Origin of the sequence: Floridaenema evergladense BLCC-F167 (assembly GCF_041929205.2) — a bacterium.
GTDB classification, from domain to species: Bacteria; Cyanobacteriota; Cyanobacteriia; order Cyanobacteriales; family Aerosakkonemataceae; genus Floridanema; species Floridanema evergladense.
This window is the reverse complement of the sequence record NZ_CM171625.1, coordinates 4,149,661-4,163,663: the sequence shown is the minus strand read 5'-3', so window position 1 is coordinate 4,163,663 and position 14,003 is coordinate 4,149,661. Positions and strand designations below refer to the sequence as shown.

Here is a 14,003-nt window from a genome sequence, read left to right as displayed (position 1 = left end):
TTAGACTATGAAAAGTTTTTTGTAGCGAATTTGCGATCGCCAACTCTAAGGTAAGTTAGGCAGCTTACTATTATGTTAAATCTAATATATCCAGATCGAACTTGTGAGGAGAAAGTGGAATTTAAGTACGCGCACACTTGGGAAGAAAAGAATTTCATTGTCAAAGCCTTTGTTTTAGATCAAATTGCTTCACCCGATAATTTTAACGTCAGCGTCAATGCAGAAGACGAAATGTTTTTGTATCTGCAAGAGGCTTTTCATGGAAATAGAAATCGGGCTTTGGTAGAATATTTCATGTCGGGAAAGGAAGTTCTCAATCGAGTTACTTCTATTATAAATTGGAAATTCCAAAGTTTTGAAAATGTTAACTCTTTCTTGGATTTTGCCTGCGGGTATGGCAGAATGACTCGCTATTTAGTCCAAGAAATGCCCCCGGAAAAAATTTGGGTATCGGATATTTATGCAGAAGCAGTGGAATTCCAAAAAGCCCAATTTGGGGTGAATGGCATTGTTTCGGTGACAGATCCAAAGGATTATCCGGTAGAGAGAAAGTACGATTGTATTTTTGTATTTTCTTTGTTCAGTCATCTACCAGAAAAAACCTTTGTTCCTTGGTTAGAAAAACTATATAGTATGTTGTCTCCTAATGGCATCTTAATGTTTACTGTTCATGATGTAATATTGATGCCACCGGAACAGGTAATGCCAGAATCAGGTATTTGTTTTGTCCCTCATAGTGAGAGTCGTTCTTTAAGTACAGAAGAGTATGGATCGACTTGGGTAACAGAATCTTTTGTGGCGGATGCGATCGCCAAAGCTTCCAATGGCAAAGCATTTTATCACCGCATTAAAAGAGGGTTATTAATTCAGGATTTGTATTTAGTGGTTAATGACTCTCAATTAGATTTTTCTACCTTAAATTTAGGAGTAAGACCAAGAGGTTTTGTTGACTTTTGTAGCTACACCAGACATGATGAACTTACCCTGAAAGGTTGGGCAGCAGATACTAGCTGGACTAATGAAGTTAAAGAAATACAAATTCTCCTGAATGGACAGTTAGTGCAAAAATGTAAACCCTGTTATCCACGACCTGATGTAGTAGAATTCCTCAAAGATGAAAGGGCTTTAATTTCTGGTTGGATTTGTTCTTTTTATCTAGATCCAGCAGCAGATATTTCTAAAGAATTGCTGATGGTTAAAATGATTTGCGGCAACAATGTAGAACGGGTGATGATGATTAGTCTCATTGAAGCTGCTTTGCAAGATTTAATGGTTTTGCCTCCAGAAACTCCTCCAGAAACTCTCCCGGAAACTTCGGAAAGTCCTTCGATTATCAGCAAATTAAAATCCCTTCTTAGACCCATCAAACACCTTATTTTAGGTAATATTTCTACAAATAACCAAGTCTAAACATCAATGAATAGCATTTTTCCAGCATTAACTTCTTTAGAACAATTTCGCCAACAATTTCCGGCTTTGGCGGGTAAAGGTTATTTCAATTATGGCGGTCAAGGGCCGATGCCACAAGTGGCACTTGATGCTATTTTTCAAGCATTTCAATATGTGCAAAATGCGGGGCCTTTTTCTGAGGAAGTTTATGCTTGGGTGGTGCAAAAATCGCAGGAAACTAGAGAAGCGATCGCCAAAGAATTAAATGTCTCTCCTGCAACTATTAGTTTAACTGAAGATGTGACTGTGGGGTGCAATATTGGGTTGTGGGGAATTGATTGGCAAAGGGGCGATCGCTTACTCCTTTCTGATTGCGAACACCCTGGAATTGTTTCGGGGATTAAGGAAATTCAGCGCAGATTTGGTATTGAAATCGATCGCTGCAATCTGTTAGAAACTGTGCAAGGTGGAGATTTGGTAGAGGCGATCGTCAAACACTTAAAACCTAACACCAAATTAGTAGTATTAAGTCACGTCGTTTGGAACACCGGACAAGTATTACCTTTAACTGAAATTGTCCAAGCTTGTCGGCAAAATTCCCCACAAACAAAAGTCTTAATTGATGCCGCCCAATCTGTGGGAATGTTACCTTTAAATTTGCCAGAAACAGGCGTTGACTTTTACGCTTTTACAGGTCATAAATGGTTATGTGGCCCTGAAGGTGTGGGCGGTTTTTATGTAAACCCAGAAACCTTAGAAAGTTTACATCCTACTTTCATTGGTTGGCGGGGAATTACTACTAGTAAAACCGGGGAACCTACAGGTTGGCAAGCTGATGGCAGACGTTTTGAAGTAGCGACTTCTGCCTATCCTTTATATTGTGGATTAACCGCAGCAATTAATACTCATCAATCTGTCGCATCTCCCCAAGAACGCTATCAGCAAATCTGTAATTTAAGTAAATATCTGTGGCAACAGTTAACTGAACTTCCAAATGTTAAATGTTTGCTGACTTCGCCACCAGAATCCGGTTTAGTTTCTTTTCAAGTTACGGGAGTTTCCCATCGGGAATTAGTGCTAAGTTTGGAAAAGCAAGGTTTTCTCATTCGTACTTTGCGTTATCCTGATTGTGTTCGCGCTTGCGTTCATTACTTTACTTTGCCTTCAGAAATTGACCTGTTGGTAAAAGAAATTGCAAAATTTAAGCGCTAGTTAAAAAAAATTATTTTTTCCCTAAGTATGAGAAAATTAATTATTTTTATGGTATCCTAAGAGAATGGAAATCCGTGCGCTCATATATACTGAATTTTAAAGTAAAAATCCTTGATGACTCCCCGACCAAGCATATACATTTCCATCACTAATCACGGTTTTGGTCATGCAGCTAGAACCGCTTCTGTTGCAGCCGAAATTCAAAGGTTAAACCCAGAAATCTTGCTAATACTGGTAACAACTGCACCTCGTTGGTTGTTAGAATCTTATATTCCGGGAGATTTTATTCATCGTCCTCGCGGATTTGATATTGGTGTGATTCAGTCGGATAGCATCAATATGGATCGAGAAGCGACTTTGCAAAAACTGAAGGAAATTCGGGAACAACAGCGATCGATAATTGCAGGCGAAGTAAGTTTTATTCAGCAAAATCGCGTGAGTTTAATGTTAGCCGACATTCCCCCATTAGCGCCAGTAATTGCGAAAACTGCGGGGATTCCTTGTTGGACGATCGGCAACTTTGGTTGGGATTTTATTTATGGTGCTTGGGGAGGAGAATTTGTCGAAATAGCGGATTGGATTCATGATTGTTTTAGTCAGTGCGATCGCCTTTTCCGCCTACCAATGCACGAACCAATGAGTGCATTTCCAATCATAGAAGATCGCGGCTTAACCGGAGGTACTCCCCGCTACAACTTAGAAGAATTACGCGACAAATTTGGAATTAAGAGTTCTCAAGAAAAAACTATTTTAATCAGCTTTGGCGGGTTAGGATTGCAACAAATTCCCTACGAAAATATTTCGCAATTTCCTGATTGGAATTTTATCATGTTCGATCGCCTTGCCCCCGATTATCCTAACATAATTAAAATTACCGAACCTAACTATCGTCCTGTAGATTTTATGCCAATCTGTGGCAGAGTAATTTCTAAACCTGGATTTAGCACTTTCTCGGAAGCATTAAGGTTAAATACTCCCATCGTTACTTTAACCAGAGAAGGTTTTGCTGAATCACCATTATTATTAGAAGGAATTCAGAAATATAGTTATCATCAAATTATTAAACCAGGGGAATTTTTCGAGAGTAACTGGGAATTTTTGCGCCAAGATTTACAACCACCTAATCAATCAGAAGAGATGATTAAAAAAGATGGTACGGAATCGATCGCTCAAACCATAGTTAACCATTTTAAAACTAATTAATTCTATTTTCACAACTACCAACTACCCACTACCCCAATAATCATGTCTCACTATCAAAAACTCTTGCAAATCCAAACCGCAGGCAAATCATTATATAAAATCACTTCAAAAGTAGAATCAGTAGTTGCTGAATCTGGCATAGAAACCGGACTTTGTACGCTGTTTTTACGTCATACTTCTGCAAGTTTAATTATTCAAGAAAACGCCGATCCAGATGTATTAACAGATTTGTCTAACTTCTTTGCTAAACTAGTTCCTGAAGACGATCGCTTGTATATTCATACTACCGAAGGGTCAGATGATATGCCAGCCCATATTCGCACAGTTTTGACTAAGACTTCTGAACAAATACCTGTTTATCGAGGTAGGTTGGCGTTAGGAACTTGGCAAGGAATTTATATTTGGGAACATCGGCAAAGAAGTCATCAAAGAGAATTATTAGTGCATATTTCTGGGGATTAAGGATTATTAAACCGCTCCAGACGCAGAGGGCACAGAGGAAGAAGAGAAGAAAGAGATTTATTATTTAGGTTGGAGTTCTTGGCGAAATTCTCGCAAGGCTTAAGTATGTATAAAATAACAATTGTCTATTTTCCCAAACTAAACTGCACTATTAGAAATCAGAATACCTTGCATACCTAACAAGATTAGGTCGGGATGTAATTAATTGACGTAGAAGAACATCTATTCCGAGTGTGAGCGCGTACAACCCAAGAGCTCCACTTGTAGTCATCCCAAGACCAACAAAGCAACCTGAATCGATCACTAAAGCTCCATCAGGACGGCATTCCAAAGGCGTAGACTCAAGTCGTTTTGATAGCCCTTCGATAGTTGAGTACCCATTGTAACCTACTGCTATAACAGGAATCGATAAAGGTGGAGGATCATCGCCCTCTATCGTTACAGCTTTCAGAGTACGCTTTAGTACTTTAACTTTTCTGGTTGTTTCTTCTATTTGATGCCATTGCTTATTTAAATCAGACTTAACTTCAATCACAAGTGCAACTGACTCAGCTAAAAGAAGTCGCTCCTCTGTTAAAGGCATGGGAAAACTTGGGGAAAAACCATACTCCACAGCAACAGCAATTCTCATTTTGAAAGAAAATCAGAGAAAATTCCCTTACTTAAATAGAGAACTTCTGTCGAAGCATTGTTTTTTGACAGATAATTATCATCCGATGCTGAAGATAGACAGATTTTCAGAAATTTGTCCATAAAAAATCGATTTCAACTGATAAATCCCGATGAAATTCTCAACAACTTTTTAGTTTTTTTTCATAAATAACTTTCAGTTCCTCTTTCAATATATTGACATTTTTAACTAGAATTTACTTTTTTTAATGGGACATATTCGGTGAGAATAAATGAGAACAACTCCACCCAACTCGGAAACCAAATAAATTTTAATAGGGTACGAATATCATTAAAGAAAGAAGTTCGAGTTACTAATAGTTCCCGAATCTTTTGATAGGTATAATTAACTAACTCTAAGACGGTATGAAATAAAAAAGCTAGTAAATTTAAAGACAATAAGAACTCGCATAAATGATTTTGACCATGACCAAAGTTATGCTCTAAATTATAACCGTGATTTTTCAGAACGTTATTGCCTTCGTTCTCAACTTTCCATCTGCTGCGCCCAGCTTTGACAATTTCTTCAACATTATTTTCAGTGATTTTATGATTAGTGATCCAATTATTTTGGTAGATAATTTTCTGTGTTTTCTCCTCAATAACAGTCACTTCGCACCAATTAACTTCCAGACTTGAATCTTCATCTTTTAAGGGAACTCTACAAGCATAACGATAACGATAAATTAGATTTTTTCGCCCAGACCATTGTTTCTTTTCAACTATGGTAACTTCTCCACTTCTTTCTAAAAACTCTAGCCATTCATATAAAGTTTTATGCGAACTTTTCAAACAAACAAAAATAAAGTTATATCCTGGTTTTAGAGCTAATTCACAAATAGGTTGGTGAGAATATAGGTCATCCCCTAAAAGGGTTACAGGATAACCATACTGATTTTGATGATTTTTATTTAACCATCTTTTTACCGCCGCATTTTCACAATCTTGCTTTTGATATCCATCTATTTTTTTTATAAATTCTGGTTCTAAATTAATTACTTGTTTTTGATTAGGAGAAACCACTATAGGTGTGACACAGCCATGAAAATAAGTTGTCGTTCCATTTCGATGATTACGACAATTACAATGAGGGCAATTAATTTTTAATGATGAAAAATATTCTGTGCCATCTAACGCCACTAAAATTCCTCCATTTAAGTAGAGGAACTTGTTCAAAACTCCCTTTGACTCTAACCATTGATAGACTTTTTGAAAAGTCATAGACAGAGTAGTTGCTGGCACTGGATCTAACAGGTTTCTTATTTGATTATCTCCGGGAATTTTCCCAATTGAAAATAAACTTTCAGCATTATCTTTTCCCTTATTGCTTTTCATTAAACGTTGATGGTCTAAAAAAGATGGTGACTGCGTAAAAAACACTGAAAACGCCGCCATCACTGCATCTTCTACCCGATATTTGGTATTATTTCCCGGCTTCCTTTCATCGGGTAAGTCATGTAATTCTTCACGGAGAAATTGGATTAATTCAGAAATTTCAAGGGTCGCTGCTTTTTGGGTCATCTTGGAATAATTTGACGCGAGTTGAGGATGCTAGCTCACCAATTTTACCTTAGCTGACAATAATTATAAATTTTTATTTCCGTTGAATTTTCTTTTCTCAAAACCGAACTATTTTCCTGACTTTCCCCCTTCGTTGTTAGCCAATTCCCGCCAATAAATTGAGTATTTATACTTGATTTATTGGGTCAAATGTTTTTTAGCCATAGCTTCGCTCGCCGCAAGCATCGCCTCTCTCTAAAAAACTAGTTATTTTGTACTATATTTTGAATTTCAAAATGGAGGTTAATACTCTGTTTATTTCAAAATGAGAATTGCTGCCACAGCAATGTCCACTTGACCAGAAAGATAGCCTTCTGCATCAGTAATTACACCGGATGTAAAGCGGCGATGTGCAGGGAATACCTTTTTAAGGAACTCGCGTAGAAAAGTTTCACGCTCGCTACCTGCAACCGCAGTTGGAAGACCGATTGATGAAGCTCGTTGAGCCATTAGTGCTTGCTGAAAAGCGGTAAGTCTTTGAAGTAGGTGGGGATTTGCTCTACTCATGATTAACCAAATAATAACTAAAAGCAGCTTAACAAATAAAGCCTTCCAGGAATTTAAAACATCATTATTAATTAATCATGATCTGGAAATACATCTTCTCCAAATTCCGAAAGCAACCACTGTAGATGCTCCGTTCCTTCTTGTATATCAAAGCTAATATCTATTTCATTGTCTTCATATAAGACATATTGGTTCTGTTTTCTACGTTCAAATTTCTCTAATGACTCCCAAGGCATTTCATTTGATGTTTCTGAATTCCAGACCTCTTCAAAGGGAGCATTAAAATATTCATGTTCATTATTATATGTTCTAACATAGACTCGCAAAATTTCTCCAGCGAAGAAGCTTCTGATATAAACTGAAGGCTTTTTTATCCAATCATAACCACGAGCGTGTCCATCACGATATTCAACAACTACATCGCTTCCACCAGGTATATGTGACCAAGGATGTGTTCTGGATACACGATTAACCCACAATACAAGATGAGCGAGATGTTCTGGCAGACCTATGTAAACTCGTTTAATTTTCTCGTCATCAACCTGGTTAGGTTTCTCATCTCTTAAAAACTCTTCCAAATAAGACTCTAATATGTTTCTTTGTTCTTGCTCCTTCGCTTCTTTTCGCTCACGAACTATTTTCCTACGCTCTTGATCTAGCTCATCTTTACGAAGTTGTCCAACCAAAGCAACTGTGACCTGATCTAGCCAATCTGGAGTAGAGTTATCGATATTGCGCCATCGATGCTCAATGTGGGCAACTAAATCATTTCGCTGTTTGTCGGGAATATCTTTTACATCTAACCAAATTCTGCTTACTTTCTCGCGTTCGTTACTATCTATCTCGTACCAGAAACTAACATTATTAGATGAACCTGTATCTAATTCTCGTGCTAGATCGGGGTAATTACACTTAACTACTGTAATGTGAAACCAAACACCACTTTTATGTCTATTAATACTTTTAAATGTCCGGCTTACGAAACCAAAGCCTCTCTTGGTGTTGTATTCCTGAACGCAACCAAATTCGATATCCACTAGCCCAACTCTCCAGAATTAACACTGGATGAAAACCCATAATTCTTAATCTAGCATTCTGAACGTCCAGAAGAAAGAAGGGTTAACTTATTGTTAAGTTTTTTAATACTACGTTTAATACCCGTGACACCAGGAAAATCCACTGTCACTACATCACCAGGATTAAACGACATTTTTAAATCTCCTCGCTTTCAGGAAAAAGGGTAGCTGCGTATTGCAAGGAAAAGGTTGTTACATCGATTTTATCTTGTTCAGTCCAAGTATCACTTCGATCGACAATAGACAGATTTTTTTGCACCAAATCGTTGAGAATAAGAGTTGCTAATTGTAGTCGCTCAGTTGGTGAAAGGTTACAAACTATTCGATCGTAAACTTCTTGAACATTGGTTGACATGGCAATTCCTCCTGCTTCTTATCCTAATGCGTAAGTTGGAAATTAGCTATTGTAAACAGGAACAAGACGGATAAAACAAGAAGAAATGCTAACTCAAAAAAGCTGGCATTTCCCCGGTTTTATACTTAACAATTTAAGCTTATTCGTCTGAAGCTAAAATCTTGGGTACTTTGAAAAAATCTCCATCTTGTTCGGGAGCATTTTTCAGAATAGCTTCCCGTTCTTCACAAGGTATTAATTCATCAACTCTGGTTATATTACTAACATCAATTGCTCTAGTTGTTGGCGGAACATTGCTAACATCCAACTCACTCAACTGTTGGAAATAATCTAACATACTGCCCATTTGAGTAGTAAACATTTCCTCTTCTTCTGGGGTTAATTCCAAACGGGCAAGTAAAGCAACTTTGCGGACTTGTTCGCGATCGATACTCATAACTTTAGTTTAATTGTTGATGGTCATCTAGACCCCCGACTTCTTGAAGAAATCGGGGATCTATTAGGATTAAAAGAATACATCGATTTGCGATCGCCCTGTCGTTTTCAGCCAGTTTTGCGCTTCAATATAATTATTGGGAGCGATGCGAATTGCTTCTCGCCAGAATTCCGCAGCTTTATCAAGCAATGCTTCCCCTTCTTCAGGCTTTCCAGCTTCCTTCAACTTTTCTCCTTGGTAATGGTAGATTACCGCAATATTATTCAAAGCGGAAGGATGACGTGGGTTTAAATCAATAGCTTGGAAATAGTATTCCAAAGCTCTTTCATGCTCGCCATTACTAGCATGAATTAACCCAATATTGTAAAGAATATAACTCTTATCGTAAGAGTCTTCTTCCAATTTCAAAGCTTCGTAGTAATTTTCCAAAGCTTCAGCGTATTCTCCTTCTGACTGCGCTGACATACCATCACGGTAGTAAACAAAAGCTTCCTTCGCTTTTTTATTAGCAGGCAGAGCTTTGAGAATTATATCTGCCATGACGGTAAAAGTTTTGTCGATGAAATTATCGTTACGTTGCGATCTAGGCATATTTATTAGGGTTGTTTAGAGAGCGGGATTGACAAGTTAAAGTAGGTTATCAATCAATTTTAAATTTTAGTAGGGCGAGTTTCACCCTACTAGCTAAAAGTAACTATTTTTTCATTAAAACTCCTGGTTCGCGTTGGATGGGGAGAACATCCAACAGATCCATTTGAACGCAGTATTTCAAATCTTCATCGCCATCCAAGCGCAATAAGCGTTTACCGTGACTGGCGTGGTGCATTAATTCTAGCAATCGGTCTTGCCACTGATCGAACAAAGAGAGTGCGCCAATTACCTCATCATTACCAGCGAGTTCATCGACTGGCAAATTTAATTGTGCCACTAAACTTTGGGCGATCGCACCAGCACAAGCCGTATCTTCCAAAGAAAAACTACCTTCCCAACCCGATCCTACCAGCCAAACGGTTTCCGGTTGCTCAGACAAGATATAATTCACCACAGCCCGACGATTCACAAAAGCGCCCGCTAAAACAGCCGCAGCATTTTGGACTCGTTCTAAAGCCCTTGTACCATTGGTAGTGCTAATAAACAAACGTCGTCCTTGAACTTGCTCAGGAGTGCAATCCAGAGGAGAATTACCCATATCAAAGCCAGTTACTTTTGCGCCTCCGCGTTCCCCGGCGCGAATCCGCTTTTCAGTGGGCCATGCTTCGCTCACATGAATCAGTTTATCTAAATCGCTGAACACTTGCACCGCTTCAGCCCCCGCAGCCAAAGCTGTCACCATTGTAGTTGTAGCTCTTAGGACATCAATTGCGATCGCACAGTCAGGAACTTCACTAGAAGGAGTGAGTTCAGGAGTATGGTAAATAAATAATTTCACAAGCCAGCTGCCATCTGAATTATAACCGTTGAAAATGCAATTATATTATGTGACGTTACAAAAAACCAACCTTATCCACCCCACCAAAATTTCACAACAACATCTGCGTTCATCTGCGTTCATCTGCATTCATCTGCGTTTAAAAAAAAGCCTTGTCCACCCAGCCCAAATCTCACAGTAACATCTGTGTTCATCTGTGGACATCTGTGGTAAAGAAAGAATTAATTCCCCATCGTACCTCTAGTAACCCCCAACTGATTTTGTAACTTCAAATCCCGCCAAAGTTGAGATCCAGAAATTTCCCCAGATAACAATTGATGGTAACGATAAATAATCTCCTTAACTTGCTGAGGAGTTTCATTCATAAACTCAACGCGAAAATTCCTTAACCCCAACTCAAGCAGACGTTGCACATATTCCGCGCCTGTTTGTGCCTTACCATTAAATACAGTATTGCGACAACCTGCATCAGCTTGTAAAATGTGTTCGGTGCCTGTGCGATCGCGCAATTTCACCTCATGCTTTTCACAAGGACGATCGCAATTAGTATAATCAGTTCCCTCCGAAAGAAAAGCACAAAAAACGCAATGTTCCATGTGAAACATTGGCATATATTGATGAATTGTCACCTCAAACCAATCAGTCGGACAACTAACAAGTAAATCTTCTAATTGAGAAATGTTCAAATCGTAAGAAGCAGTTAACCTTGTCAAACTCAAAGAGTTTTTCAAATAATTTGCCGTTAACCCATTAGCGATATTTAAAGAGAAATCACCAATGCAACGTTCCCCGCAAAAAAACTGTAATTGATCGTAGTTTCGCACCAAATAACCATCAGCTTCACTAGCGCGAACTTGCCGCAAAATCCAATTTTCTCCCGGTTTAGTTATCCTTGGAGGGGCGACGAAAATTTTGGGGGTTGGGGACTGGGGACTGGGAAATTCTTTGACTAGTTTTACTGCTTTTCGATAGTTTTTGGGGTTTTCTAGTTCGCAGTATATTGTAGAAATTCCCGATTCTAAAGCTGCTTGTAATTGTTCTAGGTTGCGAACTAAAACTATTAAGTTGGGATTGGTTAAAGTTGCGGTTTCTTTGGTGGGTAATAAGTCTGAAACTGTAGCATTGGCGTTTAATTTCCAGCGTTTTGGTTGCTGGCGTAACTCTTCTAATTGAGTGACAAATTCTCGGCGCAAACGGTTTAATTCACTCACGGGTAACATCACTTCACCATTGAGATGATTAGTCAATTTTTCCAAATAAAAAGGAGTATTGCCTAACCTTCCCAATTGTTCTTGTAAGCGTTCCGTTGTTAAAGGTTTGGTATGTGCTTCTACTAAATTGATTGCAGATTCTACTTGGACAACGTTACCTAATTCATCTGTGGCAATGACAATTAAAGCTTGATTGACTTCGCCATGAATTTCTAACTTTAACGGACGCTGAAATTGTGGGGTTTCTCCGCTAAAAGTTTGGCGTAACTGTTTATCTAATTCAGGATCGGAAGTTTTCCAAACTTTGTCGCCAACTTGAATCCGCCGCAAGTTAATATCGCGTTTACCAAAGGTTAAAATTGTCTCTTTACCCTTATTTTCTACGGCATAAATTCTCCCGCCTTCTTCCTGCTTTTCGGGATGTCCGTTATCAAAAACTACACCATCACCCGGTTTAATTGGTGCTTGCAAATTTATTGATATTTTATCTTGAGAAATGCGGGTAACTTCGCCTAAGTAAACTCCTCGCTTTTTGCCAAAACGGGCGTGAACTAATTCTTGATTGTTAATTCCGCCAAACCAACCTGTATAAAGTCCGCGAGAAAATGCCATTTCTAGGTTGTAGCGATCGCTCAAATCCCCTACATTATTTATATTAGTTTTCTGGTCTTGCTTCATATCATTTTGATCCCCCCTAACCCCCCTTAATAAGGGGGGAACCGGATGCAAATTTTCGCTACTCAAAGTCCCCCTTTGTAAGGGGGATTTAGGGGGATCTAATTCACCATTCAAAGTCCCCCTTTGTAAGGGGGATTTAGGGGGATCTAATTCACCATTCAAAGTCCCCCTTTGTAAGGGGGATTTAGGGGGATCGGATAATTCGGCAATGACTCGATCTAAAGCTTGGCGATAAACGCGAGTGACGTTGGCGACATATTCTGGCGCTTTCAATCTACCTTCGATTTTTAAACTACTTACTCCCGCTTTTACTAATTCGGGAAGTACATTTAATCCGGCTAAATCTTGAGGACTTAACAGGTATTTGCGATCGCCCAAATCAACCAAATTACCATCTGCAATTAATTCGTAAGGCATTCGACAAGCTTGGGCGCATTCTCCCCGATTTGCCGATCGTCCTCCTAATGCTTCGCTAGTCAAACATTGCCCGGAATAAGCTACACATAAAGCGCCATGTACGAAAACTTCTAAAGGCAGAGATATTCGTTTTTCTATCAGTTGTTTTTGGATTTTTTCTATTTCTTGAAGCGAACATTCACGGGCGAGTACAACTAACTGACAACCCAAGCATTTAGCAAATTCTATACCAGTGGCGCTGGTAATAGTCATTTGGGTAGAAGCATGGATGGGAAAGTCTGGTGAAAGGTGGCGAATTAAACGGCAAAGTCCGATATCTTGCACGATGACTGCATCAACTCCAGCTGCAATAATTGTGCGAAGATATTGTTCAGCTTGGGTTAATTCTTGGGGAAAAATTAGGGTGTTGAGGGTGACATAACCTTTGACTCCTCGCAGGTGCAAATATTGCATTAATTTGGGCAATTCCGCTGTGGTGATGTTTTGCGCCCGCATCCTGGCATTAAATTGTTCTAAGCCAAAATAAATTGCATCTGCGCCATTTTCAACTGCTGCTTTGGCGCATTCCCAATTACCCGCAGGTGACAGTAGTTCGGGGATTTTAATGTTGGGTGTGGTGGGTTTTGTGTGAGGTTTGCGATCGGCTTTCATTGCGATAGTGGTAATGGGTAGTTGGTAGTTGGTAATAGTTAGTAGACTAGTTGGTGAGCGAAATTTCTAACCTTGTACTGCTATTGTGTTTATTATTCGTTACAGCAGCAACCTGGACTTTAGGTGGCAACTGTACTATCATGACAGCTATGAACAGTTTTTTCGGGAATCAAAGCGGGAGCTAAATCCTGGGGGGTTTCACGAAAATCGCTAGAACCTTGACAATTTAATACTTTCAGGGTTTCAATAATTCAAATTATTGAAAGTTGCTGTCAATAAGCTCCTTTGAAATGAGGCTGTTTTTGAAGTTCACGAAAAGTGCTTTCAGAAGTCTCTTTTTATCTGGGTTTTGGGTGTCAGTCTTTCAATTAACTTAATCCCCGCAAGGGGATTGAAACCGATCGAATCATCATCGTTGCTGCCGATATATTCGCCCTTTCAATTAACTTAATCCCCGCAAGGGGATTGAAACTCTCCTCTTTTATTCCCAGTTGCTTTGATTCTCGGTAACTTTCAATTAACTTAATCCCCGCAAGGGGATTGAAACGCAGATCCCGGCATTTCCAGTATCCACCCTTGAATTCCACTTTCAATTAACTTAATCCCCGCAAGGGGATTGAAACTATTTAACCAGCGCAAAAAACCCACCTAGATAGGTCAACTTTCAATTAACTTAATCCCCGCAAGGGGATTGAAACGCCCAAGTCGTCGATATTATCGAGGGTAAAAAAAACTTTCAATTAACTTA

At 39.0% G+C, this 14,003-nt stretch carries 13 protein-coding genes, 1 pseudogene and 1 CRISPR repeat array (1 of these 15 running past the window's edge); of the genes and pseudogenes, 4 read left to right on the top strand and 10 right to left on the bottom strand.

The window, feature by feature from the left end; all coding sequences use genetic code 11:
* The first annotated feature begins 72 nt into the window (after window positions 1-72).
* The 4 genes from ACE1CA_RS20300 to ACE1CA_RS20285 all read left to right on the top strand — a co-directional run bounded on the left by ACE1CA_RS20300 (window position 73) and on the right by ACE1CA_RS20285 (window position 4,266).
* A complete protein-coding gene (locus ACE1CA_RS20300; RefSeq protein ID WP_413276469.1) occupies window positions 73-1,410 on the top strand; it encodes a class I SAM-dependent methyltransferase in 1,338 nt (445 codons plus the stop codon).
* Window positions 1,411-1,416: 6 nt separating this feature from the next.
* Window positions 1,417-2,601 (top strand): aminotransferase class V-fold PLP-dependent enzyme, encoded by a 1,185-nt coding sequence (locus ACE1CA_RS20295; RefSeq protein ID WP_413276470.1) that lies wholly within the window; start codon window positions 1,417-1,419, stop codon window positions 2,599-2,601.
* Window positions 2,602-2,715: 114 nt separating this feature from the next.
* Window positions 2,716-3,804, top strand: coding sequence for a glycosyl transferase (locus ACE1CA_RS20290; protein ID WP_413276471.1), 1,089 nt, complete (start codon window positions 2,716-2,718; stop codon window positions 3,802-3,804).
* A 42-nt stretch (window positions 3,805-3,846) separates the two neighbouring features.
* Window positions 3,847-4,266, top strand: coding sequence for a secondary thiamine-phosphate synthase enzyme YjbQ (locus ACE1CA_RS20285; RefSeq protein ID WP_413276472.1), 420 nt, complete (start codon window positions 3,847-3,849; stop codon window positions 4,264-4,266).
* A gap of 151 nt (window positions 4,267-4,417) precedes the next feature.
* Here ACE1CA_RS20285 and ACE1CA_RS20280 read toward each other — a convergent pair whose 3' ends face one another.
* From ACE1CA_RS20280 to ACE1CA_RS20235, 10 genes and pseudogenes are all read right to left on the bottom strand, one after another.
* Window positions 4,418-4,897, bottom strand: a complete 480-nt coding sequence (locus tag ACE1CA_RS20280; protein ID WP_413276473.1) for a hypothetical protein — start codon at window positions 4,895-4,897, stop codon at window positions 4,418-4,420.
* 310 nt (window positions 4,898-5,207) lie between these two features.
* Window positions 5,208-6,456 (bottom strand): annotated as a pseudogene (locus tag ACE1CA_RS20275) (ISNCY family transposase).
* A gap of 294 nt (window positions 6,457-6,750) precedes the next feature.
* Window positions 6,751-7,002, bottom strand: a complete 252-nt coding sequence (locus tag ACE1CA_RS20270; protein ID WP_413277740.1) for a DUF6602 domain-containing protein — start codon at window positions 7,000-7,002, stop codon at window positions 6,751-6,753.
* Between the two features lie 71 nt (window positions 7,003-7,073).
* On the bottom strand, window positions 7,074-8,039 hold the full coding sequence (locus ACE1CA_RS20265) for a hypothetical protein (RefSeq protein WP_413277741.1): 966 nt from the start codon (window positions 8,037-8,039) through the stop codon (window positions 7,074-7,076).
* 50 nt (window positions 8,040-8,089) lie between these two features.
* The gene (locus ACE1CA_RS20260; protein WP_413277742.1) at window positions 8,090-8,212 is read right to left on the bottom strand and encodes a hypothetical protein; all 123 of its coding nucleotides are present in this window, start codon (window positions 8,210-8,212) and stop codon (window positions 8,090-8,092) included.
* A 2-nt stretch (window positions 8,213-8,214) separates the two neighbouring features.
* The gene (locus ACE1CA_RS20255) at window positions 8,215-8,433 is read right to left on the bottom strand and encodes a hypothetical protein (protein ID WP_413277743.1); all 219 of its coding nucleotides are present in this window, start codon (window positions 8,431-8,433) and stop codon (window positions 8,215-8,217) included.
* A 139-nt stretch (window positions 8,434-8,572) separates the two neighbouring features.
* Entirely contained in the window at window positions 8,573-8,869 is a 297-nt protein-coding gene (gene gatC / locus ACE1CA_RS20250; RefSeq protein ID WP_413277744.1) for an Asp-tRNA(Asn)/Glu-tRNA(Gln) amidotransferase subunit GatC, read from the bottom strand.
* 69 nt (window positions 8,870-8,938) lie between these two features.
* Window positions 8,939-9,460 carry a photosystem I assembly protein Ycf3 gene (locus ACE1CA_RS20245; RefSeq protein ID WP_413277745.1) on the bottom strand — a complete coding sequence of 174 codons (522 nt, stop codon included), beginning with the start codon at window positions 9,458-9,460 and terminating at the stop codon, window positions 8,939-8,941.
* Between the two features lie 103 nt (window positions 9,461-9,563).
* Window positions 9,564-10,298 (bottom strand): 2-phosphosulfolactate phosphatase family protein, encoded by a 735-nt coding sequence (locus ACE1CA_RS20240; RefSeq protein ID WP_413277746.1) that lies wholly within the window; start codon window positions 10,296-10,298, stop codon window positions 9,564-9,566.
* Window positions 10,299-10,519: 221 nt separating this feature from the next.
* Window positions 10,520-13,255 carry a U32 family peptidase gene (locus ACE1CA_RS20235; protein ID WP_486517462.1) on the bottom strand — a complete coding sequence of 912 codons (2,736 nt, stop codon included), beginning with the start codon at window positions 13,253-13,255 and terminating at the stop codon, window positions 10,520-10,522.
* Between the two features lie 361 nt (window positions 13,256-13,616).
* A CRISPR array of direct repeats spans window positions 13,617-14,003; the repeat unit is 37 nt; unit sequence CTTTCAATTAACTTAATCCCCGCAAGGGGATTGAAAC; it runs 1,081 nt beyond the window's last position.